The sequence below is a fragment of the Halomonas koreensis genome (assembly GCF_031451675.1).
Classification (GTDB): domain Bacteria; phylum Pseudomonadota; class Gammaproteobacteria; order Pseudomonadales; family Halomonadaceae; genus Halomonas; species Halomonas koreensis.
Map to the genome: position 1 here is coordinate 16,240 of NZ_JARWAK010000022.1, position 23,333 is coordinate 39,572.

Here is a 23,333-nt window from a genome sequence, read left to right on the forward strand (position 1 = left end):
TTACCGCTTACGGCTTACGGCTTACGGCTGGGGGTTAAAAGTCCTTGCACAGGCGCAGGGCGTCGTAGATCGCCGCGTGGGTGTTGCGCGGCGCGGTGCAGTCACCGAGCCGGAACAGCAGCGGCCCCTCTCCCTCCTCGGCCAGGGCCGGCTGGGGCTGGATGGCGTAGAGCGCCTCCAGGTCCACCTGCCCCTTGTTGCGGGACCGGGGCTTCAGGGCGTAGTAGAGGGCCTCGTCGGGACGCACGCCGTTCTCCACCACCACCTGGTCGACCACGCGCTCCTCCTGGGTGCCGGTGTACTCGTTCTCGAGCACCGCCACCAGGGCATCGCCCTCCCGGTAGACCCTGTGCAGCATCAGGTCGGAGGTCATGATCACCTCCTTCTCGTAGAGGCTGCGGTAGTAGGTCGGGAAGGTGGTGCCGCCCACCGCCGCGCCGGGCTTGATGTCGTCGGTGACGATCTCGACCTTGGCGCCCTTGTCGGCCAGGTAGTCCGCCGCGGACATGCCGGCGAACTCGCACATGGCGTCGTAGATCAGCACGTTGTTGCCCGGCTCGACCCGGCCGTCGAGGATGTCCCAGGTGCTCACCACCAGGCTCTCCTCGGAGCTCTCCGCGTAGCCCCACTCGGGGTACTGCTCCAGGTTGGGCCGGCCACCGGTGGCCAGCACCACGATGTCCGGGCGCAGGTCGAGGATGGTGGCCTCGTCGGCGCGGGTGCCCAGCCGCAGGTCGATGCCGAGCCGCACCAGCTCGAGTTGGTACCAGCGGGTGATGCCGGCGATCTGGTCGCGCTGGGGCGCCTTGGCGGCGGTGGTGATCTGCCCGCCGAGCTGCTCCGCGGCCTCGAACAGGGTCACGTCATGCCCGCGCTCGGCCGCCACCCGGGCCGCCTCCATGCCGCCGGGGCCGCCGCCGACCACCACCACCTTGCGCTTGGGCCCCTCGGAGGCCTCGATGATGTGGGGCAGGCCCAGGTACTCCCGGGAGGTGGCGGCGTTCTGGATGCACAGCACGTCCAGCCCCTGGTACTGGCGGTCGATGCAGTAGTTGGCGCCCACGCACTGCTTGATCTGGTCGACCTGGCCCATCTTGATCTTGGCGATCAGGTGCGGGTCGGCGATGTGCGCCCGGGTCATGCCGACCAGGTCCACGTAGCCGCCCTCGAGGATGCGGCTGGCCTGGTTGGGGTCCTTGATGTTCTGGGCGTGGATCACCGGCGCGGAGACCACCTCCTTGATGCCCGCCGCCAGGTGCAGGAAGGGCTCCGGCGGGAAGGACATGTTGGGGATGACGTTGGCCAGGGTATCGTGGGTGTCGCAGCCCGAGCCGACCACGCCGAAGAAGTCCACCTGGCCGGTGGCGTCGTAGTAGGCGGCGATCTGCTTCATGTCGTCGTGGGACAGGCCGTCCGGGTGGAACTCGTCGCCGCAGATGCGCATGCCGACCGCGAAGTCGTCGCCGACCTCGGCGCGCACGGCCTTGAGCACCTCCATGCCGAAGCGCATGCGGTTCTCGAAGCTGCCGCCCCACTGGTCGGTGCGCTTGTTGACCCGCGGGCTCCAGAACTGGTCGATCAGGTGCTGGTGGACGGCGGACAGCTCGACGCCGTCCAGGCCGCCTTCCTTGGCCCGGCGCGCGGCCTGGGCGAAGTCGCCGATGATCCGCCAGATCTCCTCCTCCTCGATGGTCTTGCAGGTGGAGCGGTGCACCGGCTCGCGGATCCCGGAGGGCGACACCAGGGTCGGCCAGTCGAAGCCGTCCCAGCGCGAGCGCCGCCCCATGTGGGTGATCTGGATCATGATCTTGCCGCCGTGCTTGTGCACGGCGTCCGCCAGGTTCTGGAAGTGCGGGATGATCCGGTCGGTGGACAGGTTCACCGAGCTCCACCAGGCCTGGGGGCTGTCGATGGAGACGATGGAGGAGCCGCCGCAGATGCACAGGCCGCAGCCGCCCTTGGCCTTCTCCTCGTAGTACTTGACGTAGCGGTCGGTGGTCATGCCGCCGTCGGTGGCATGCACCTCGGCATGGGCGGTGCTGACCACGCGATTGCGGATGGTCAGGTTGCCGATCTGGATCGGCTGGAAGATCGCGTCGAATGCCATGATCGTGACTCCTCAGCCCTGATGGGTGTCGAGCGGGCGGGTGACGAAGACGCCCACGTCGCAGCCTTCCTCGGCGGCGCTCTGGACCTGCTCGGCGACGGTGCGCCGCTCGCTGCCCCGGGCGGCCAGGATCTGGTCCATGGCCCCGGCGAACCAGCCGGTGAACATGTACTCGATCTTGCGGCCGACCTTGCCCAGCTGGTAGACGAAGGCGCTGTGCTCCAGGCGCACGCGGCAGGTACCGGCCTCCAGGTCGATGGCCTCGGTGATGAAGTGGCCCCAGCCGCGCTGGGACAGGCGCTTCATGTAGTGCTCGAAGACGTCGACGCCCGAGAGGCCGTGGCATTCGGCCTCCTTCTCGCACCAGTGCCAGGCGCTCTTGTAGCCGGCACGGTAGAGGATCTCGGCATAGGTCTCGGCGCCCAGCGCTTCCTCGACGGCCACGTGGTTGTTGATGAAGAAGTGCCGCGGCACGTAGAGCATGGGCAGCGCATCGGTGGTCCAGACGCCGGTCTCGGCATCCACCTCGATGGGCAGTTCAGGGGCCATCTTGGTCACGATCGTATTCCTCGAATTGTCGTTATGAAGAAGGAAGAGATAAGAGGGAAGAGCTAAGAGTTCAGAGGGAAGGAAAGCGTATTGCCTCTTCCTTCTTCCCTCTTCGTTCTTGTGTCTAGCTTCCCCATACGTCCTTCAGCACGCGCACCCAGTTCTCGCCCATGATCTTGCGCACCTGGGGCTCGCTGAAGCCGCGGCGCAGCAGGGCCTCGGTGAGGTTGCCGAACTCGCCGATGGTGCGGATGCCCTCGGGGTTGATGATCTTGCCGAAGTTGGTCAGGCGGCGGGCATAGCCCTTGTCGTGGGTCAGCCACTCGAAGAAGTCGTGGCCGTGCCCCTGGGTGAAGTCGCTGCCGATGCCGACGGCGTCCTCGCCGACGATGTTCATCACGTACTCGATGGCCTCGACGTAGTCGTCGACGGTGGCATCGACGCCGGCACGCAGGAAGGGGGTGAACATGGTCACGCCGACGAAGCCGCCGCGGTCGGCGATGAACCTCAGCTCCTCGTCGGACTTGTTGCGGGGATGGTCCTTGAGCCCGGAGGGCAGGCAGTGGGAGTAGCAGACCGGTTTCTCGGAGGCCTCGATGACCTCCCGGGAGGTGGTCTCGCCGACGTGGGAGAGGTCGCACATGATGCCCACCCGATTCATCTCGGCGACGATCTCGCGACCGAAGCCGGACAGGCCGCCGTCGCGCTCGTAGCAGCCGGTGCCGACCAGGTTCTGGGTGTTGTAGCACATCTGCACGATGCCCACGCCGAGCCGCTTGAAGATCTCGACGTAGCCGATCTGATCCTCGAAGGCATGGGCGTTCTGGAAGCCGTAGATGATCCCGGTCTTGCCCTCTTCCTTGGCGCGGGTGATGTCCGCCGTGGTCCGCACCGGCCGCACCAGGTCGCTGGACTCGGCCATCAGGGCGTTGGTCCTGACGATGTTGTCGACCGTGGCCTGGAAGCCTTCCCAGACGGACACGGTGCAGTTGGCGGCGGTGAGGCCGCCCCTGCGCATGTCCTCGAACAGCTCGCGGTTCCACTTGGCGATGATCAGGCCATCGATGACGATGGCGTCCTGGTGCAACTCGGCAGGGGTCATGTGGGGGCTCCGTGGTGGTGCATGATCACGCCGGCAGCATATCCCCCGCCCTCTGACCCCCGGCGCCTGGAAGCGACCGGGAAAATTCCAAAAGCGTCACGGCCATCCGGATCGCGACACGCCCCTGCGGGGCGGGCGTCTCAGAGGCGCTCGAGGTAGGTGGCCCCGCCCAGGTTGCGCATCTGGCCACGGATCCAGGCGCTGCGGCGGAGGACATGGGGACCGGGGCGGGAGGCGCTCCAGCCCCGGGGGTTGGGCAGGATGGCGGCCAGGCGGCTGGCCTGGACGGCGGACAGGTCGGCGGCGGAGACGCCGAAGTGGTGGCGGGCCGCGGCCTCCAGGCCGAAGACGCCGCGATCCCATTCGGCGATGTTGAGATAGACCTCGAGGATCCGCTCCTTGGGCCAGAGCAGCTCGAGCAACAGGGTGAACCAGGCCTCCAGGCCCTTGCGCACCCAGCTGCGGTCGGTCCACAGGAAGAGGTTCTTGGCGGTCTGCTGGCTGAGGGTGCTGGCGCCGCGCAGGCCCTCGCCGTCGAGACTGGCCTCGACGGCGCGACGCAGCTCCACCAGGTCGAAGCCATGATGGGCGGGGAAACGCTGGTCCTCGGCGGCGATCACCGCCAGCTTGGCCGTGTCGGGCAGCGCGACCCAGGGACGCCAGTGCTGGCGGATGTCCAGGGGCTCGCCGTCACGCCAGGCCTCGACCTTGCGCTCGAACATCACCATGGAGCCGCCCACCGGCACCACCCGGAACATCAGCACCAGCAGGACGCTCAGTCCCACCCAGCCCAGCAACGCGAGCCCCAGGGCCCGCGCCAGCCATCGTAGTCCTTTGCCCATCGACCTCCGCCCGGCGCCCTGCTCCCCTCACCCGCGACGGGCGATGCCGGGGGCGAATGCGCGCGAGGGCCTGCTGCCATGCCTGGCAGGCGTCGCGCCAGCGCGAGGCGGCATGGCGACCTCGCGGAGATTCACCGCCGGCCAGCCCATCGGCACGGTGCTGGAGCGAGCCCCTAGTTCCGCAACCTGACGCTGGCATAGGTCGGCTCGCCGCGGGCCTGGTCCAGGGCGCTCATGGCCGCGGATACCGGCGCCTCGGCAACCGACTCGAAGGATGCGGACTCTAGCATGGCCGCGGCCTCCTGGCCCAGCTGGACGGGCACCAGGTCCACGGCGCTGGAGCCCAGCCGCTCGTCCCGGGGCGGAATGCCGAAGTACTCCCGGTAGCACTTGGAGAAGTGCGGGGTGGAGACGAAGCCGCAGGCCGAGGCCACCTCGATGATCGACATCGGCGTCTGCTTGAGCAGCTGGCGGGCCCGGGTCAGGCGCAGCTTGAGGTAGTAGCGCGACGGCGAGCAGTGCAGGTTCTTCTGGAACAGGCGCTCCAGCTGGCGGCGCGAGACGTTCACGTAGTCGGCGAGCTCGTCGAGGCTGATGGGCTCCTCCAGATTGGCCTCCATCAGGGCGACGATCTCCAGCAGCCGCGGCTGGGTGGTGCCCAACACATGCTTGAGCGGCACCCGCTGCTGGTCCTGCTCGCCGCGCACCCGGTCGTAGATGAACATCTCCGAGATGCCGGCGGCGAGCTCCCGGCCGTGGTCGCGGCGGATCAGGGTCAGCATCATGTCCAGCGGTGCGGTGCCGCCCGAGGAGGTCGCCCGGTCGCGATCGATGGAGAACAGCCGGGTCGACAGCGAGACCTTGGGAAAGGCTTCCTGCATGGCGGCCAGGCATTCCCAGTGCACGCTGACCTCGTAGCCGTCGAGCAACCCGGCCCGGGCCAGGGCCCAGCTGCCGGTGCACACCGAGCCCAGGCGGCGGGACTGGCGGGCCTGGGTCTGCAGCCAGGTGACGTGCTCGCGCTGGACGCTGCGGTGGGGGCCCACCCCCCCGCAGACGATGATGGTGTCCAGCGCCAGGGGCACCGTGGTCGAGGCATCCGGCGTCACCTGAAGGCCGTCGCTGGCCTTCACCGGCGCCCCGTCCAGGCCCAGGGTATACCAGCGATAGAGTTCCCGGCCGGCCAGCTGGTTGGCCATGCGCAGGGGTTCGATGGCCGAGGCCAGGGAGATCAGGGTGAAGTTGTCCAGCAGCAGGAACCCCAGGGTCTGGGGAGTGGCGGTGTTGCGCGAGGCCTGGCGAGCGGTTGTCATCGTGGGTACTCCGGCACGGTGGGGCTTGTCATCTTCCTTGTTGTTGTCGGGGCGGCCTGTCGCGAACAGGCACGCTCTCATCCGGAATGTACCCGCTGTGTCGCTGTCGGGCATGTCAAATTTGCCTATCGACGGCCGATTCGCCGGTGCACGGGAACAATGAGTCGCTCAGGGACATGCCGCTGACGCTCCGACATACGACACGACACTCGGGGCACGCCGCCCGAGGGGCGGCGCCGGAAGGGTGAGGCGCCTCAGCGCCGATCGTGCAAGTGCTCGGCGTGGTAGCGCAGGTGGTCGTCGATGAAGGTGGCGATGAAGAAGTAGCTGTGGTCGTAGCCCGGCTGGCGGCGCAGGGTCAGCGGGTGGTCGTGCTCGGCGCAGACCGCCTCCAGGCGCTCGGGGCACAGCTGCTCGTCGAGGAAGTCGTCGGCCTCGCCCTGGTCGATGAACAACGGCTGGCGGGAGGCGCCCCGGGCCACCAGCTCGCAGGCGTCGTACTGGGTCCAGTTGCCGACGTCCTCGCCCAGGTAGCCGCCGAAGGCCTTGCGCCCCCAGGGGCACTGGGTGGGGTTGACCACCGGTGCGAAGGCCGACACCGAACGATAATGGCCGGGCCGGCGCAGCGCCAGGATCAGCGCGCCGTGACCGCCCATGGAGTGGCCGCTGATCGCCTCGCGGCCGTTGACCGGGAAGTGCTGGCGGACCACCGAGGGCAGCTCCTCGGCCACGTAGTCGTACATCCGGTAGTGCTGCTTCCAGGGCGACTGGGTGGCGTTGACGTAGAAGCCCGCCCCGGAGCCGAAGTCGTAGCTGTCGTGCTCGCCGGGCAGGTCCAGTCCCCGGGGGCTGGTGTCCGGGCAGACGATGGCGATGCCCAGCTCCGCGGCCAGGCGCTGGGCGCCGGCCTTCTGCATGAAGTTCTCGTCGGTGCAGGTCAGGCCGGACAGCCACCACAGCAGCGGAACCCGCTGGGTCTCCGCCTGGGGCGGCAGGTAGATGGCGAAGGTCATCTCGCAGTCCAGCGCCCGGGAGCGATGCCGATAGCGCTTGTGCCAGCCGCCGAAGCTGCGGTTGGCCGCGACCAGCTCGAGATGTTCGGTCATGGTCATGGGCGATTCCTCGTGGGTCGGGCGACGCCGGGCCGCCGCCTTCCCGGCGGGCCCCGGCGTCGGGCACGGATCAGTAGTGCAGGACGGTGCGGATGCTCTCGCCCTTGTGGAGCAGCTCGAAGGCCTCGTTGATCTGCTCGAAGGGCATGTCGTGGGTGATGAAGTCGTCGATGTTGATCTCGCCGTTCATGTAGCGTTCCACGTAACCCGGAAGCTCGGTGCGGCCCTTGACGCCGCCGAAGGCCGAGCCCTTCCAGACCCGTCCGGTGACCAGCTGGAAGGGCCGCGTGGAGATCTCCTCGCCGGCGCCGGCCACGCCGATGATCACCGACTCGCCCCAGCCCTTGTGGCAGCACTCCAGAGCGGAGCGCATGACGTTGACGTTGCCGATGCACTCGAAGGAGTAGTCGACGCCGCCGTCGGTCATGTCGACGATCACTTCCTGGATGCTGGCGGCATGATCCTTGGGATTGACGAACTCGGTGGCGCCGAACTGGCGGGCCAGCTCGAACTTTTCCGGGTTGACGTCGATGGCGATGATGCGGCTGGCCTTGGCCATCACCGCGCCCTGGATCACCGCCAGGCCGATGGCGCCCAGGCCGAACACCGCCACGGTGGCGCCCGGCTCGACCTTGGCGGTGTTCATCACCGCGCCGATGCCGGTGGTCACGCCGCAGCCCAGCAGGCAGATCTTGTCCATCGGCGCCTCCCTGGAGACCACCGCCAGGGACACCTCGGGCACCACGGTGTACTCGCTGAAGGTGGAGGTGCCCATGTAATGGTGCAGCGGCTTGCCGTCCAGCGAGAAGCGGCTGGTGCCGTCGGGCATCACGCCCTTGCCCTGGGTGGCGCGGACCGCCCCGCAGAGGTTGGTCTTGCCGGACAGGCAGAACTTGCACTGGCCGCACTCGGCGGTATAGAGGGGGATGACATGGTCGCCGGGGCGCACGCTGGTGACGCCCTCGCCCACCTCCTCGACGACGCCGGCCCCCTCGTGGCCCAGCACCGCGGGAAAATTGCCTTCCGGATCGGCGCCGGACAGGGTATAGGCGTCGGTATGGCAGACGCTGGTGGCGGCCATGCGCACCAGCACCTCGCCGGCCTTGGGGCCCTCGACGTCGATCTCGGTGAGTTCCAGGGGCTGGCCCGCTTCCAGGGCGACGGCGGCGCGTGACTTCATGATGCGTTCCTCGGCAGGGTTGAGTGTCACCTGACAGTCTAGGCATGGCCGCCGACTCGGATAAACTGCATCAAAGACATCTCATTATTGCCATACAGCAACAATCCGCGGAGGGCGCATGCAACGCTGGGACAGGGTCGAGGCATTCGTCGAGGTGGTCCGGGCCGGGGCCTTCAATGCCGCCGCGGAGCGGCTCAGGGTGTCCAGCTCCCACGTCAGCCGGCTGGTCGGTCAGCTCGAGCAGCAGCTCGACACCCCCCTGCTCTACCGCACCACGCGGCGGCTGCGCCTGACCGAGGCGGGGCGCGTCTACTACCAGCACTGCCGGCATCTGGTGGAGGGCCTCCACGAGGCCGAGGCCGCGGTCAAGGATCTCCAGGAGCGCCCCACCGGGGTGCTCGCCCTGACCTGCGCCACCACCTTCGGCGAGCGCTTCGTCGCCCCCCTGGTCCACGACTTCATGGCCCGCCACCCGCGGCTCGAGGTGCGCATGCACTTCACCAACCGCCGGGTGGACATCATCGACGAGGGCTTCGACGTGGCCATCCGCATGGGGGCGCTCCAGGACTCGTCGCTGATCGCCCGCCGGCTGTGCGAGCGTCGCGAGTACGTGGTCGGCTCGCCGGCCTACTTCACCCGCATCGCCCAGCCCCACAGCCTCTCCGAGCTGTCCCGGCACCGCTGCCTGGTGGGCTCCAAGGACCTGTGGCGCTTCGACGTCGACGGGGTGCGCCGCGAGGTGCGCGTCGACGGCCCCTGGCGCGGCAACTCCGGGCCGGCGCTGCTCGACGCCGCCCTCAAGGGGCTGGGCCTCGCCCAGCTGCCCGACTACTACGTCGAACCGCACCTGGCCCGGGGCGAGCTGATCAGCGTGCTGGACGCCTATCGCCACGCCGACACCGCGGTCTGGGCCGTCTACCCGCGCCATCGCCAGCGCTCGCCCAAGGTGCGCCAGTTCCTCGACTACCTGGTCGAGCGCCTGGGCGAGACCCTGCCCGCGCGCGGGGCCGACACGACGCGGGGCGCCCCTTGAGGCGCCCCGCGAGCCGCTGGCCGTCGCCCGGCCCTACTTGAAGTTCTTGCGCACCAGCTTGTGGATCTCGCCGACGATGCCGCTGCGGAAGCTCAGCACGCAGATCACGAAGATCGCGCCCAGGATCACGCTCACCCAGTTGCCCAGCGGCGACTGGGCGAGCTGGGTCTGCAGGCTGACCACCAGCCCTGCCCCCACCAGCGGGCCGAACAAGGTGCCCACCCCGCCCAGCAGGGTCATCAGGATCACCTCGCCGGACATGTGCCAGTGGGCGTCGGTGAGCGAGGCCAGCTGGAAGACCACCGTCTTGGTGGCCCCGGCCAGGCCTGCCAGGCCGGCGGAGAGCACGAAGGCCACCAGCTTGTAGGCGTCGACGTTGTAGCCCAGCGACACCGCCCGCGGCTCGTTCTCGCGGATCGCCTTGAGCACCTGGCCGAAGGGCGAGTGCACGGTGCGCTGGATCAGCGCGAAGCCGAACACGAAGATCGTCAGCACCAGGTAGTACATGGCCAGGTTGTCGGACAGGTCGATCAGGCCGAACAGCCGCCCCCGGGGCACGCCGTGCAGGCCGTCCTCGCCGCCGGTGAAGGGCGCCTGGATGTAGAAGAAGAACACCATCTGGGCCAGCGCCAGGGTGACCATGGCGAAGTAGATCCCCTGGCGGCGGATCGCCAGGGCCCCGAACGCCAGGCCCAGCACCAGGCTGGCCAGCGTCCCGGCGAGGATGCCGGTCTCCGGCGTCAGGCCCGGGTGGCTCGACAGCAGGTAGCCGGTGACGTAGCCGCCGGTGGCCAGGAAGGCCGCATGGCCGAATGACAGCAGCCCCGCATAGCCCAGCAGCAGGTTGAAGGCGCAGGCGAACAGCGCGAAGCACAGCAGCTTCATCAGGAACACCGGGTAGGCGACGAAGGGCGCCACCAGGCCGATGGCCAGCAGGGCCAGGTAGAGGGCCCCGCGACGCTGCCGGGCCCGCCGGCGGCGCTTCATCGAGGGGGTGAGGGTCTGGGTGGTGGCGGTCATGTCATGCCTCCTTACCGAAGAGTCCCGCGGGACGCAGCATCAGCACCAGGATCATCACCAGGAAGATCACGGTGTTGGCCGCCTCGGGGTAGTACACCTTGGTCAGCCCCTCGACCAGCCCCATGGCCAGGCCGGTGAGGATGGCGCCGAGGATCGAGCCCATGCCGCCGATCACCACCACGGCGAAGACCACGATCAGCAGGCTCGAGCCCATGGTCGGCGAGACCGGGTAGAGCGGCGCGGCCAGCACCCCCGCGAAGGCCGCCAGCGCCACGCCGAAGCCGTAGGTCAGGGTCACCAGCTGGGGCACGTTGACGCCGAAGGCCTGCATCAGCGCCGGGTTCTCGGTGCCGGCGCGCAGGTAGGCGCCGAGCCGGGTGCGCTCGATGATGAACCAGGTGCCCAGGCACACCGCCAGCGCCGCCACCAGTACCCAGCCGCGGTAGGTGGGCAGGAACATGAAGCCCAGGTTGAGGCCGCCCGAGAGCGCCTCGGGCACCGGGTAGCTGGCCCCGGAGACGCCGAAGACGTTGATCAGGGTGCCCTCGAAGATCAGCGCCAGGCCATAGGTCAGCAGCAGGCCGTAGAGATGGTCCAGGTGGGCGATGCGGCGCAGCACGGTGCGCTCGATCACCATCCCCAGGCCGCCCACCACCAGCGGCACCAGCAGCAGCGCCAGCCAGTAGTTGATGCCCAGGTACTGCAGCCCCAGCAGGGCCGCGAAGGCGCCCAGCATGTACTGGGCCCCGTGGGCGAAGTTGATGATCTTCAGCAGGCCGAAGATCACCGCCAGCCCCAGGCTCAGCAGGGCGTAGAAGGCGCCGTTGATCAGGCCCAGCATCAGCTGGCCCATGAATACCGCCAGCGGCACCCCGAATATCATCGTCATGGCAGGGTCTCCTCGCCGTCGTGGAGGTGGCGGCCGCGGCCGCCGCCGTATCAGATTCCGCAGGGCCATCGCCGTCGGGTATGGCGAGGGGCGCCGGGGACAGGTCACAGAGGGGGGCCTATCGGTAGCGCCCAGGGAAGGGCTCACAGCGCCCGCAGACCTGTCGCCGGATCAGCCCCGACCGACCCTAACAGCGATCACCCTGTCGGAATCCGCTCACCGGTTGACCAGCTCGCACTGGCTCTCGTCGAGCGGGCGGTAGGCCTGGTCGGCGGGAATCGTGCTCTGGATCTCGTAGAGATCCCACTCGCCGCTGGAGTCCGCCGGCGACTTCACCTGGGCCAGGTACATGTCGTGGACCATGCGGCCGTCCTCGCGGATGCGGCCGTTGCGGGCGAAGAAGTCCTCCACCGGCATCTCGCCCATCCGGGCGCGCACCGTCTCGGGGTCGTCGGTGCCGGCGGCCTCCACGGCATCCAGGTAGTGCATGGCGCTGGAGTAGACGCCGGCCTGGACCATGGTCGGCATGCGACCGACGCGCTCGAAGTAGCGCTCGGCCCACTCCCGGGACCGCTCGTCCATGTCCCAGTACCAGCCGGTGGTCAGCAGCAGGCCCTGGGTGGCCTCCAGGCCCATGGCGTGGACGTCGTTGAGGAAGATCAGCAGGCCGGCGAGCTGCTGGCCGGTCTGGGTCAGGCCGAACTGGCTGGCGGTCTTGATGGCGTTGACGGTGTCGGCGCCGGCGTTGGCCAGGCCGACGATGTCGGCGCCCGAACCCTGGGCCTGGAGGATGTAGGAGGAGAAGTCGCTGGTCGGGAAGGGATGGCGCACCCCGCCGACGACCTCGCCGCCGTTCTCCTCCACTACCTTGGTCACGTCGCCCTCCAGGGCATGGCCGAAGGCGTAGTCGGCGGTGAGCATGAACCAGCTGTCCCCGCCCTGCTCGACCACCGCCTTGGCGGTGCCGTGGGCCAGCGGGTAGGTGTCGTAGACCCAGTGGATGTGGTTGGGGGTGCAGTGCTCGTTGGTGATGCTGGAGGCGGCGGAGCCGGAGATGATCGCCAGGCCGTCGTTCTCCTCGAGCACCTTGGTCACGGCGATGGACACCGAGGAGGCCACCATGCCGGCCACCAGGTCGACGTTGCGCTGGTCGATCCATTCACGAACGGTGTTGGCGCCCACGTCGGCGCTGTTGCGGTCGTCGGCGCTGAACACCTCGATGGGCACGCCGTTGACCTCGCCGCCGACATCCTCGACGGCCATCTTCAGGGCCTCCAGGCCGCCGGGGCCGGCCAGATCGCGATAGGTGCCGGACATGTCGGCCAGGTAGCCGATGCGCACGGCATCGTCGCTCATCTGGGCCTGGGCGGTGCCGGCGGCGAACAGGGTGGCGGCGGCGACGGCGCCGGCGAGGCTGCGCTTGGTGAAGGTCATCGTGCTCTCCATGCCCCCGGGGGGCGGTTTGTTGTTGTCGAGCGGTGCTGCGAGGGCCGGGGCGACGGCGATGCCGTCAGACCCCCAGCAGGGAATTCAGGTGGTCGCGCCGGGACGGCAGCTCGGCCGCCGAGATCTCCTCGATGATCCGGCCGTGCTCCATGACGAAGTGGCGATCGGCGAGCGGCGCGGCGAAGCGGAAGTTCTGCTCCACCAGGACGATGGTCATGCCGCGCTCCTTGAGCTTGACCAGCACCTCGCCCAGCGCCTGGTTGATCACCGGCGCCAGCCCCTCGGTGATCTCGTCGAGCAGCAGCAGGCGGGCGCCGGTGCGCAGGATGCGCGCCATGGCCAGCATCTGCTGCTCGCCCCCGGAGAGCCGGGTGCCCTGGCTGCGGCGGCGCTCGTAGAGGTTGGGGAACATCTCGTAGATCTCGTCGAGGCTCATGCCGCCAGAGCGCACCGTGGGCGGCAGCAGCAGGTTCTCCTCGACGTCGAGGCTGGCGAAGATGCCGCGCTCCTCCGGGCAATAGCCCACGCCCAGCCGCGGGATGCGGTGGGGGCGCATGGCCAGGGTCTCGTTGCCGTTGATGACGATGGAGCCGGTGCGGTGGCCGACCATGTTCATGATCGCCTTGAGGGTGGTGCTGCGCCCGGCGCCGTTGCGCCCCAGCAGGGTCACCAGCTCGCCGCGGCGGACGTCGAAGTCGACCCCGTGGAGGATGTGCGACTCGCCGTAGAAGGCGTGCAGGTCGCGGACGCGCAGCATCTCGGCGCCGTCCAGGTCGCGGTATTCCAATGCCGCTTCGGTCATGCTCCGGCCTCCTCGGCCTCGCCGGCCTCGCTGCCCATGTAGGCCTCCCGGACCCGGGGATCCCGGGACACGGCCTCGTAGTCGCCCTCGGCGAGGATGCTGCCCCGAGCCAGCACGGTGATGCGATCGCACAGCCGGCTGACCACGCTGAGGTTGTGCTCGACCATCAGCACGGTGCGCCCGGCCGAGACCCGGCGGATCAGCGCGACGATGCGGTCGACGTCCTCGGCGCCCATGCCCTGGGTCGGCTCGTCGAGCAGCATCACCGCGGGATCCAGGGCCAGGGTGGTGGCCACCTCCAGGGCGCGCTTGCGGCCATAGGGCATCTCCACGGTGAGCACGTCGGCGTAGTCCTTGAGGCCGACCTGGTCGAGCAGCGCCATGGCCTGGTCGTCCAGGGGCTCCAGGGAGCGCTCGGAGCGCCAGAAGTGGAAGGAAGTGCCCAGCTTGCGCTGCAGGGCCACCCGGACGTTCTCCAGGGCCGTCATGTGGCCGAAGACCGCCGAGATCTGGAAGGAGCGCACCAGGCCGAGCCGGGCGATCTCGTTGGCCCGCCGGCCGGTGATCGGCTCGCCCCGATAGAGGATCTCGCCGCGGGTGGGCGGCAGGAACTTGGTGAGCAGGTTGAAGACGGTGGTCTTGCCGGCCCCGTTGGGGCCGATCAGGGCGTGGATATGCCCTTCCCGGACCTGCAGGTTGACGTCATCCACGGCGGTGAAGCCGCGGAATGCCTTGGTCAACCCACGAGTCTCGAGCACGAACTCCTGGGTCATGGTATGTCCTCTCGGGACCGCCGGGGGGGCGGTCCGCCGTTGCCGTTGTCGTTGTTGTGGCTCCGAAGGCGCGCCGCCCCCGGCGTCGAGGCCTGGGCCCCGAGGACTTCTAACCTTTACGTCAACGTAAGCTAGAGGACGATGCCGCCGTCGGCAACCGCCGAGGCGCCGAACTCGACCAATGGCGTAGAGCTCGACATATCAATAGCTTGCAAACAAAAAAGGCGCCTTCCCGAGGGGAAGGCGCCACATGGGCGGCCAGGCCGCCCGGCAGAGAGACTCAGCACTCGATGGCGTTCACCGCCAGGCCACCCTTGGAGGTTTCCTTGTACTTCTCCTGCATGTCGGCGCCGGTGTCGCGCATGGTGCGGATGGCCTTGTCCAGGGAGATGAAGTGCTCGCCGTCGCCGCGCAGGGCCATCTGGGCGGCGTTGATGGCCTTCACCGAGGCGATGGCGTTGCGCTCGATGCAGGGCACCTGCACCAGGCCGCCCACCGGGTCGCAGGTCAGGCCGAGGTTGTGCTCCAGGCCGATCTCGGCGGCGTTCTCCACCTGGGCCACGCTGCCGCCCATCACCTCGGTGAGGCCGGCGGCGGCCATGGCGCAGGCCGAGCCCACCTCGCCCTGACAGCCCACCTCGGCGCCGGAGATGGAGGCGTTCTTCTTGCACAGGATGCCCACGGCGCCGGCGGTGAGCAGGAAGTCGACCACGCAGCGCTCGTCGGCGCCCTCCTGGAACTTCATGTAGTAGTGCAGCACCGCCGGGATGATGCCGGCCGCACCGTTGGTGGGCGCGGTGACCATGCGTCCGCCGGCGGCGTTTTCCTCGTTGACCGCCAGGGCGAAGACGTTGACCCAGTCCATGGCCGAGAAGGTGGAGGCGATCAGGCTGCGGTCGTCGTCCATGGCCTCGAGGCGGCGATGCAGGGCCGCGGCCCGGCGCTTGACCTCGAGCCCGCCGGGCAGCACGCCCTCGGCGACGAGCCCCTGGTCGACGCAGTCGCACATGGCCTCCCAGATGCGCCACAGCCCGGCCCGGATCTCGGCCTCGTCGCGCCAGGCCTTCTCGTTCTCGAGCATCAGCTCGCTGATGCGCAGGCCGTGCAGCCGGCACAGCGCCATCAGCTCGCCGGCGCTGTTGAAGTCGTAGGGCAGCGCGGTGGTGTCGGTATCCAGCTCGCCCCGGGCCGCCTGGTCCTCGTCGACCACGAAGCCGCCGCCCACGGAGTAGAAGATGTTGCGATACAGCTCCCCGGCGTGCCCGTGGGCCACCAGGGTCATGGCATTGGGGTGGTAGGGCAGGCTCTCGTCGTGCCACTGCAGGTCCCGGCCCCACAGGAAGGGGATCGCCAGGCGGCCGTCCAGCAGCAGGGTCTGGGACTCCAGCAGCTCCTCGATGCAGGGCGAGACGATGGCCGGATCGATGGACTCGGGGCGCTCGCCCATCAGGCCCATGATGGTCGCCCGGTCGGTGCCATGGCCCTTGCCCGTGGACGACAGCGAGCCGTGCAGGTGCACCTCGACCCGGGCCACGCGCTCCAGCAGGTCCCGGGCGCGCAGGGCCTGGACGAAGTCGTGGGCGGCGACCATCGGGCCGACGGTATGCGAGCTGGAGGGGCCGATGCCGATCTTGAAGAGATCGAAGACGCTGATTGCCATGGGGAGCCTCGTGTCGGGCCGGCGACGGCCGGCTGCCGTTTATTGTCAGTTACACTAAAGCCAACTGGTCTTGGCCAGCCTTGGGCCTTAATGTTGTCGCCATCGGCGCAGGCCGGCAATCCAGAATATCTCCCCTACAGTATAGAATCGCTAAACCATGAGCCGTCTCCTCAATGCCCAGACCCACGCCTGGCTGAAGGTCTTCGCGGTCAGCGCCCGCCACCTGTCGTTCACCCGGGCGGCGGAGGAGCTGCACGTGACCACCGGCGCCGTCAGCCAGCAGATCAAGCAGCTGGAGGACCGCCTGGGCTTCAAGCTGTTCCGCCGCCTGCCGCGACGCCTGGCGCTGACCGAGGAGGGGCGCCGCCTGGCCTCGGTGGTCGACGAGGCCTACCAGTCGGTGGGCCTGGAGGTGAAGCGCCTGCGCAGCGGGGTGATGAGCGGCATCATCCGCCTGCGGGCGGTGCCCTCCTTCCTCAACAAGTGGCTGATGCCCCGGCTGCCCCGGCTGCAGGCGCGCTTCCCCGACATCGAGCTGCACATCACCGCCGAGGACAGCAGCACCTCGCTGCGGGAGGGCGACTTCGACCTGGCCCTGGACCTCAACGACGGCCACTACCCGGGCCTGTCGATCACCCCGCTGATGGAGGAGACCATCTTCCCGGTCTGCGCGCCCTCGCTGATGCGCGGCCGCCCGCCGCTGCGCCGCCCCGAGGACCTCGCCTGGTACCCCCTGCTGCACGACGTGACCGCCTGGCGCGGCAGCCACGACCACGGCGAGTGGGAGCACTACCTGGCGGCCATCGAGGCGCCGCCGCTCAACGTGCGGCGGGGCTACACCTTCAACCGCAACCACCTGACCATGGAAGCGGCGATCGCCGGCATGGGGGTGGCCATCGCCCGGCAGACCCTGATCACCGACGAGCTGGACACCGGGGCCCTGGTGGTGCCCTTCGACCAGCGGGTGGCGACGGGCATGCACTACGGCATCGTCCACGCCTCCGGCGCCCTGGACGACCGGCGAGTGAAGGCCGTGCACGATTGGCTGCTCGAGGAGGCCGCCCGCCCCCGTGGCCGCCACGGCCGAGGGCGCGTCGGCCACGAAAGCCCGCTATAATGTCCCGCCTTAATTTGCCTTCATCGCGAGATCACGGATGCCCTCGACGCCCCCCGACCGAATCCGGTTTCCCCTGTTGTGCCTGCGCGGCCTGGCCTATCTGCTGCTGATCGGCGCCCTGATGCAGGGCGTGCTGCTGGAGGCCTCGCGGCCGGGCGGCGCCGGCTTCTCCGAGGCCGGCTTCACCGAGCTGACCCAGTCGCTGCTGCTGCTGATCGCCACGGCGCTGGCGCTCGCCGCCCGCCTGCTCGGCCGCGACCTGCGCCATGTGAGCCTGCTGCTGGTCGGGCTGCTCGGGGCCTCGCTGATCCGCGAGCAGGACGCCTGGCTCGACGCCCACGTCTTCGACGGCGCCTGGCAGACCCTGGTGACGCTGCTGGTGCTGCCGGTGCTGTACGTCGTCATTCGCGGCCGACGCGCCTTCGCGGCCGAGCTCGAGCGCTTCGCCATGAGCTTCTCCGGCGGCCTGTTCGCCGCCGGCTTCCTGGCCACCTATGCCTTCTCGCGGCTCTACGGACGCGGCGAGATGTGGCAGGCGCTCCTCGGCGAGGCCTATCTGCGCACCGTCAAGGATGCCGCCGAGGAGATCACCGAGCTGTTCGGCTATACCCTGCTGGTGATCGCCATGCTCGAGCTGCTGCTGATGGTCCGGCGCTGGCGACGCGCCGCCGGGCGCTGAATCGCCCGCCCGGAAACGACGACGCCCGCGGCATGGCCGCGGGCGTCGTGCGTTACGGGAGGGGGAAAGCCCCTACTCGTCGAGGAAGGAGCGCAGCGGCTCGGAGCGCGACGGGTGGCGCAGCTTGCGCAGCGCCTTGGCCTCGATCTGGCGGATCCGCTCGCGGGTCACGTCGAACTGCTTGCCGACCTCCTCCAGGGTGTGATCGGTGTTCATGTCGATGCCGAAGCGCATGCGCAGCACCTTGGCCTCCCGGGCGGTGAGGCCGCCGAGGACGTTGCGGGTGGCCTCGATCAGCCCCTCGCCGGTGGCCGAGTCGATGGGCAGCACCATGGTGCCGTCCTCGATGAAGTCGCCCAGGTGCGAGTCGTCGTCGTCGCCGATGGGCGTCTCCATGGAGATCGGCTCCTTGGCGATCTTGAGCACCTTGCGCACCTTGTCCTCGGGCATCTCCAGGCGCTCGCCCAGCTCCTCCGGCGTCGGCTCGCGCCCCATCTCCTGGAGCATCTGCCGGGACACCCGGTTGAGCTTGTTGATGGTCTCGATCATGTGCACCGGGATGCGGATGGTCCGCGCCTGGTCGGCGATCGAGCGGGTGATCGCCTGGCGGATCCACCAGGTGGCATAGGTCGAGAACTTGTAGCCGCGGCGGTACTCGAACTTGTCCACCGCCTTCATCAGGCCGATGTTGCCCTCCTGGATCAGGTCCAGGAACTGCAGGCCGCGATTGGTGTACTTCTTGGCGATGGAGATCACCAGGCGCAGGTTGGCCTCGACCATCTCCTTCTTGGCCCGGCGCGCCTTGGCCTCGCCGATGGACAGGCGGCGGTTGACCTCCTTGATCTCGGTCACCGGCAGCTGGACCATCTCCTCCTCGAAGGCGATCTTGCGCTGGGCTCGCTGGATGTCGCCCTTCAGGGGGTCGAGCCGGTCGGCGTAGCGGGCGTTCTCGGCCATGAAGTCGTCGAGCCAGTCCTGGCGCGACTCGTTGCCGGGGAAGGCCTTGATGAAGGTCTTGCGCGGCACCTTGGCCTTCTTCACGCACAGCTGCATGACCGCCTTCTCCTGGGCGCGCACCTGCTCGACGCTGATGCGCACCTGGCCGACCAGGCGCTCGAAGTGCTTGGGCACCAGCTTGATCGGCGAGAACAGCTCGGCCAGGCGGGCCAGTTCTTCCTGGGCCTCGCGGGAGGCGCGGCCCTGGGACTCGATGGCGGCACGGGCGGCCTCGTTCTGGGCGCGGATCTGCTCGAAACGGGCGCGCGCCTCCTCGGGATCCGGCCCGCCGCCGCTGTCGTCCTCGTCTTCGTCGCTGTCGTCGTCCTCGTCGCCCTCGCCGGCGCCGGCCTCGGGCTCCTCGGGGGTCTCCGCCTCGGCGACGCCGGGGATGCCCTCGTCGGGATCGATGAAGCCGGAGAAGAGGTCGGACAGGCGGCCCGGCGCTTCCTCGTCCTGAGTGGCGTCATAGGCCTCGAGGATGGAGTCCACGGCCCCCGGCAGGTAGGCCAGGGCGGACATCACCTCGCGGGTGCCCTCCTCGATGCGCTTGGCGATCTCGATCTCGCCCTCACGGGTCAGCAGCTCCACGGTACCCATCTCGCGCATGTACATGCGCACCGGGTCGGTGGTGCGGCCCACGTCGCTCTCCACCGCCGCCAGGGCGGCCACGGCCTCTTCGGCGGCCGACTCGTCGGTGGAGTGGTCGGCCATCATCAGGGTGTCTTCATCGGGCGCTTCCTCGACGACATTGATACCCATGTCGTTGATCATGCCGATGATGTCTTCCACCTGATCGGGGTCGGCGATATCCTCGGGAAGATGGTCGTTGACCTCGGCATAGGTCAGGAAGCCCTGTTCCTTGCCGCGCGCGATCAACTCCTTCAGACGTGACTGCTGCTGCGCATTTCCAGCCATAGAAACCCTATCTCGACGAAGAAGAATGGAGCACCTGAAGCACTGAGGCGGAGAAAAACTCGGTAAGCCGAACAGTATAGCGGGTGTGACCGCCTAATTGCCAGCACGGTGTATTTGCGCGGTCATTCAGGTGTGTTAGGTTGTCAGGTTGCGTCCCGTTCAGGTGACGCCGTATACATGGTGGTGGCGGGCGGCATTTCAACCCCGGCGCCATCGCCGGGCCGGGCCGGCTCAGCCCTGGCCCTTCAGGGCCATCAGCAGCTCGTTGAGCCGCTGCCCCTCCTCCCGGGAGAGCCGCTCGCCCCGGCGCGTCCTGGCCAGCAGGGCGTCGTACTCCTCCTGGGGCGTCCGGCGCCGCCGGTGGCGCTGGAAATAGGCGACCCAGTTATCCAGCTCGGCCCCCCTTACCCCCTTCGGCACCAGCGGCTCGCGCCGCGCCAGCGCCGCCAGGCGCTCGCCTTCCGGCGTGCCATGGAAGTGCGCCAGCAGCACCTGGGCGCTGCGGTAGCCGCCCGCCCGCAGCAGGCGCACCACCTCGCGGCACAGCGCCGCGTCCGGATCCGCCTGGTCGCACCAGTCGTCGTCCTCCGGCAGGCGCTCGACCAGCGACGGCTCGTGCACCAGCAGCTGCAGGGCCCGGGCCATCTGCCCCAGCGCCCCCGCTTCCCGGGAAGGCGCCGGCTCGGCGGGCGGCCCCGCGGGCGGCATCGGCGACGGCGTCTCGCCGGCGGACGGCGCCGCCGGACGGGCCTCGGCACCGCGGGCCATCAGGGCCTCGAAGCTTGACTGGTCGACGCCGGTGCGCCGCGAGAGTTCCGTCAGCAGCAGCGACTGCATGACGCCCTCGGGCAGCCGCCCGATGGCGCCGAGCACCCGGCTGGCGAACCGCTCCCGCTCCTCCAGGCTCGCCAGGTCCCGCCCCTCGGCGGCATGCTCGAAGAGGAACTCGGACAGCGGGCTGGCGCAGGTGACCCGATCCTCGAAGGCCTCGGCCCCCTCCCGGCGCACCAGGGTGTCCGGATCCTCCCCCTCGGGCAGGAACAGGAAACGCGCCTGGCGCCCGTCGATCATCTGCGGCAGCACCGTCTCCAGGGCCCGGGACGCCGCCTGGCGGCCGGCCCGGTCGCCGTCGAAGCAGAACACCACCTCGTCGACCATCCGGAACAGCCGGGCCAGGTGATCCTCGGTGGTGGCCGTGCCCAGGGTGGCCACCGCGTTGCGGATGCCGAACTGGGCCAGCGCCACCACGTCCATGTAGCCCTCGACGATCACCAGCCGCTCGAGGCGCGGGTTGGCCTGACGGGCCTCATACAGGCCATAGAGCTCGCGCCCCTTGTGGAAGACCGGCGTCTCGGGCGAGTTCAGGTACTTGGGCTTGGCATCGCCGAGTACCCGCCCGCCGAAGGCGATGGTCCGCCCGCGGATATCGCGGATCGGGAACATCACCCGATCGCGGAAGCGGTCGTAGGTGCGGCCGCTCTCCTCGCGGTGCACCAGCAGGCCGTACTCGACCTGCACCGCCTCGGCGACGCCGCGCTCGCCCAGGTGGCGCTTGAGCGCCTCCCAGCCGTCAGGCGCGTAGCCGAGCCCGAAGTCGCGAACCACTTCCGGCGACAGGCCGCGACGCGCCAGGTAGTCCCGGGCGCCCTGCCCCTCCGGCATCTTCAGGCGCTCGCGGAAGAAGCTGGCCGACAGCTCCAGCAGGTTGACGCCTTCCTTGCGCTTGCGCTCCCGAGCCTGGGCCCGGGGATCGTCGGCGCCCTCCCGGGGCACCTCCAGCCCCTGGCGGGCGGCCAGCTGTTCCACCGCCTCGGGGAAGCGCAGGTTGTCGTACTCCATCAGGAACCGCAGGGCGTTGCCATGGGCCCCGCAGCCGAAGCAGTGATAGAACTGCTTGTCGGCGCTGACGGTGAAGGACGGCGACTTCTCCTGATGGAAGGGGCAGAGCCCCGAATGGTTGCGCCCGGCCTTCTTCAGCTTGACCCGTTCGCCGACCACCTCGACCACGTCGACGCGGGCCAGCAGGTCATCGATGAAGCGTTGCGGGATCTGACCGACCATCGGACAAACCAGAGCTGGGGAAACGGAACCGCGCCGCGCAGGGCGCAAAAACAAGCGGCCACCGAACGGCGGCCGCTTGGCATCCTTCGCGAGTCGACCCGCCGGGGAGCCGGCCGACTCCAGTACGGATCAATAGAGCCGTTCGAAGCGCTTGCGCTCGCGCTGGAGCTTCTTGGCGTGACGCTTGACGGCGGCGGCCGCCTTGCGCTTGCGCTCTGCGGTCGGCTTCTCGTACTGCTCGCGACGGCGAACTTCGGAGAGGACACCGGCTTTTTCACAGGAACGCTTGAAGCGACGCAGCGCGACGTCAAACGGCTCGTTATCGCGTACTTTGACAGAAGGCATTAAGCACTCACCTACCTTGGAAAACTTGAGTTCGGTTTGAACGCACGCCCTGCGGGGACGCTTCGCCACCGCCATCGACTCGCCGGGCGAGCCCGGATGCTGGATAGAGGTATGGGGGAAAGCTGGCCCCGGGCGCACGACCCAGTCTTGCAGCGCACAGCATTTTAGTCGTCGCGGCGCCGGCATGCAAACCGTTTCGCCCCCGGCCCCTGCCGCCCGGCGGGCAAAAGGCGTAGAATGCCGCCGTTTCCCCGATACCGAGCCATGACCATGCGTGTACTGGGCATCGAGACCTCCTGCGACGAGACCGGCGTCGCCCTCTACGATACCGAGCGCGGCCTGGCGGCCGACGCCCTCCACAGCCAGATCGCCATGCACGCCGAGTACGGCGGGGTGGTCCCGGAGCTGGCCAGCCGCGACCACACCCGCCGGCTGCTGCCGCTGATCCAGCGGGTGCTGGACGACGCCGGCCTGGGCCGCGACGAGCTGGACGCCATCGCCTACACCGCCGGCCCCGGCCTGGTCGGGGCCCTGATGGTCGGCGCCAGCACCGCCCACGGCCTGGCCCGGGCGCTGGACATCCCGGTGCTCGGCGTGCACCACATGGAGGGCCACCTGCTGGCCCCCATGCTCGAGGACGCCCCGCCGGCCTTTCCCTTCGCGGCCCTGCTGGTCTCCGGCGGCCACACCCAGCTGGTGGAGGTGGCGGGCCTGGGCCGGTATCGCCTGCTCGGCGAATCGGTGGACGATGCCGCCGGCGAGGCCTTCGACAAGGCCGCCAAGATGCTCGGGCTGGACTACCCGGGCGGCCCCGCCGTGGCCAGGCTCGCCGAGGACGGCGACCCGACCCGGCTGCGCTTCCCGCGCCCGATGACCGACCGTCCCGGCCTGGACTTCAGCTTCTCCGGCCTCAAGACCCACACCCTGACCGCCATCCGGCAGCTGGAGGCCGCGGGCGATCTGGACGAGAAAGCCCGGGCCGACGTGGCCCGCGCCTTCGAGGAGGCGGTGGTCGACACCCTGGTGATCAAGTGCCGCCGCGCCCTGGACCAGACTGGGCTCAAGCGCCTGGTGGTGGCCGGCGGCGTCAGCGCCAATGCCCGCCTGCGCGAGCGCCTGGCCCGGGAGGCGGCCAAGCGCGACGCCGAGGTGTTCTACCCCCGGGGCCGTTTCTGCACCGACAACGGGGCGATGATCGCCTACGTGGGCGCCCAGCGCCTGCTGGCCGGGGAGCGCGACGAGCTCGGGCAGATGCAGGCGGTGCCGCGCTGGCCGATGGATGGGCTTGAGCCGCCCGAGGGCATGGATCGCCTCGGATTGTAGGAGCGCAACTCGTTGCGCGATGAGCCGGCCCGCCCCCCGAGGCGGAACCAGGCGCCTGGCGGCGCC

20 protein-coding genes are annotated in these 23,333 nt (G+C 69.2%); 4 read left to right on the forward strand and 16 right to left on the reverse strand.

Features of this window, described 5'->3' with window-relative positions; all coding sequences use genetic code 11:
• Window positions 1–34: 34 nt before the first annotated feature.
• The 7 genes from dgcA to QC818_RS17500 form a co-directional block, all read right to left on the reverse strand.
• On the reverse strand, window positions 35–2,107 hold the full coding sequence (gene dgcA / locus QC818_RS17470; protein WP_309654149.1) for a dimethylglycine demethylation protein DgcA: 2,073 nt from the start codon (window positions 2,105–2,107) through the stop codon (window positions 35–37).
• Between the two features lie 12 nt (window positions 2,108–2,119).
• Window positions 2,120–2,665, reverse strand: coding sequence for a DUF5943 domain-containing protein (locus QC818_RS17475; RefSeq protein ID WP_309654150.1), 546 nt, complete (start codon window positions 2,663–2,665; stop codon window positions 2,120–2,122).
• A 115-nt stretch (window positions 2,666–2,780) separates the two neighbouring features.
• Complete coding sequence (locus QC818_RS17480; RefSeq protein WP_309654151.1) at window positions 2,781–3,758, reverse strand: dipeptidase; 978 nt, start codon at window positions 3,756–3,758, stop codon at window positions 2,781–2,783.
• Window positions 3,759–3,898: 140 nt separating this feature from the next.
• The gene (mtgA, locus tag QC818_RS17485) at window positions 3,899–4,600 is read right to left on the reverse strand and encodes a monofunctional biosynthetic peptidoglycan transglycosylase (protein ID WP_309654152.1); all 702 of its coding nucleotides are present in this window, start codon (window positions 4,598–4,600) and stop codon (window positions 3,899–3,901) included.
• Between the two features lie 173 nt (window positions 4,601–4,773).
• Window positions 4,774–5,913: a choline metabolism transcriptional regulator GbdR gene (gene gbdR / locus QC818_RS17490; RefSeq protein WP_309654153.1), complete on the reverse strand. Its 1,140-nt coding sequence runs from the start codon at window positions 5,911–5,913 to the stop codon at window positions 4,774–4,776.
• 254 nt (window positions 5,914–6,167) lie between these two features.
• A complete protein-coding gene (gene fghA, locus QC818_RS17495) occupies window positions 6,168–7,025 on the reverse strand; it encodes an S-formylglutathione hydrolase (RefSeq protein ID WP_309654154.1) in 858 nt (285 codons plus the stop codon).
• 70 nt (window positions 7,026–7,095) lie between these two features.
• Window positions 7,096–8,205 carry an S-(hydroxymethyl)glutathione dehydrogenase/class III alcohol dehydrogenase gene (locus tag QC818_RS17500; RefSeq protein WP_309654155.1) on the reverse strand — a complete coding sequence of 370 codons (1,110 nt, stop codon included), beginning with the start codon at window positions 8,203–8,205 and terminating at the stop codon, window positions 7,096–7,098.
• A gap of 118 nt (window positions 8,206–8,323) precedes the next feature.
• On the opposite strand from QC818_RS17500, the gene QC818_RS17505 reads away from it, so the two are divergent.
• Complete coding sequence (locus QC818_RS17505; RefSeq protein WP_309654156.1) at window positions 8,324–9,238, forward strand: LysR family transcriptional regulator; 915 nt, start codon at window positions 8,324–8,326, stop codon at window positions 9,236–9,238.
• Window positions 9,239–9,271: 33 nt separating this feature from the next.
• Here QC818_RS17505 and QC818_RS17510 read toward each other — a convergent pair whose 3' ends face one another.
• From QC818_RS17510 to QC818_RS17535, 6 genes are all read right to left on the reverse strand, one after another.
• Window positions 9,272–10,258, reverse strand: coding sequence for a branched-chain amino acid ABC transporter permease (locus QC818_RS17510; RefSeq protein WP_374710103.1), 987 nt, complete (start codon window positions 10,256–10,258; stop codon window positions 9,272–9,274).
• 1 nt (window position 10,259) lies between these two features.
• Window positions 10,260–11,147 carry a branched-chain amino acid ABC transporter permease gene (locus QC818_RS17515; protein WP_309654157.1) on the reverse strand — a complete coding sequence of 296 codons (888 nt, stop codon included), beginning with the start codon at window positions 11,145–11,147 and terminating at the stop codon, window positions 10,260–10,262.
• 216 nt (window positions 11,148–11,363) lie between these two features.
• On the reverse strand, window positions 11,364–12,581 hold the full coding sequence (locus QC818_RS17520) for an ABC transporter substrate-binding protein (protein WP_309654158.1): 1,218 nt from the start codon (window positions 12,579–12,581) through the stop codon (window positions 11,364–11,366).
• A 76-nt stretch (window positions 12,582–12,657) separates the two neighbouring features.
• Complete coding sequence (locus tag QC818_RS17525) at window positions 12,658–13,395, reverse strand: ABC transporter ATP-binding protein (RefSeq protein ID WP_309654159.1); 738 nt, start codon at window positions 13,393–13,395, stop codon at window positions 12,658–12,660.
• Entirely contained in the window at window positions 13,392–14,168 is a 777-nt protein-coding gene (locus tag QC818_RS17530; RefSeq protein ID WP_309654160.1) for an ABC transporter ATP-binding protein, read from the reverse strand. Before QC818_RS17530 ends, QC818_RS17525 begins: the two co-directional genes overlap by 4 nt.
• A 280-nt stretch (window positions 14,169–14,448) precedes the next feature.
• Window positions 14,449–15,828, reverse strand: coding sequence for an L-serine ammonia-lyase (locus tag QC818_RS17535; protein WP_309654161.1), 1,380 nt, complete (start codon window positions 15,826–15,828; stop codon window positions 14,449–14,451).
• A 157-nt stretch (window positions 15,829–15,985) separates the two neighbouring features.
• Here QC818_RS17535 and QC818_RS17540 point away from each other — a divergent pair, with 157 nt between their 5' ends.
• Both QC818_RS17540 and QC818_RS17545 read left to right on the forward strand, forming a co-directional pair.
• A complete protein-coding gene (locus QC818_RS17540; RefSeq protein ID WP_309654162.1) occupies window positions 15,986–16,945 on the forward strand; it encodes a LysR substrate-binding domain-containing protein in 960 nt (319 codons plus the stop codon).
• Between the two features lie 37 nt (window positions 16,946–16,982).
• On the forward strand, window positions 16,983–17,624 hold the full coding sequence (locus tag QC818_RS17545; RefSeq protein ID WP_309654163.1) for a hypothetical protein: 642 nt from the start codon (window positions 16,983–16,985) through the stop codon (window positions 17,622–17,624).
• Between the two features lie 72 nt (window positions 17,625–17,696).
• Here the strand turns inward: QC818_RS17545 and rpoD are convergent, their stop codons facing one another.
• The 3 genes from rpoD to rpsU form a co-directional block, all read right to left on the reverse strand.
• Window positions 17,697–19,538, reverse strand: coding sequence for an RNA polymerase sigma factor RpoD (gene rpoD, locus QC818_RS17550; protein WP_309654164.1), 1,842 nt, complete (start codon window positions 19,536–19,538; stop codon window positions 17,697–17,699).
• Between the two features lie 231 nt (window positions 19,539–19,769).
• The gene (gene dnaG, locus QC818_RS17555) at window positions 19,770–21,599 is read right to left on the reverse strand and encodes a DNA primase (protein ID WP_309654165.1); all 1,830 of its coding nucleotides are present in this window, start codon (window positions 21,597–21,599) and stop codon (window positions 19,770–19,772) included.
• Window positions 21,600–21,728: 129 nt separating this feature from the next.
• On the reverse strand, window positions 21,729–21,944 hold the full coding sequence (gene rpsU / locus QC818_RS17560; protein ID WP_013333229.1) for a 30S ribosomal protein S21: 216 nt from the start codon (window positions 21,942–21,944) through the stop codon (window positions 21,729–21,731).
• A 270-nt stretch (window positions 21,945–22,214) separates the two neighbouring features.
• Here rpsU and tsaD point away from each other — a divergent pair, with 270 nt between their 5' ends.
• The gene (gene tsaD, locus QC818_RS17565; protein ID WP_309654167.1) at window positions 22,215–23,267 is read left to right on the forward strand and encodes a tRNA (adenosine(37)-N6)-threonylcarbamoyltransferase complex transferase subunit TsaD; all 1,053 of its coding nucleotides are present in this window, start codon (window positions 22,215–22,217) and stop codon (window positions 23,265–23,267) included.
• The last annotated feature ends 66 nt before the right edge of the window (window positions 23,268–23,333 follow it).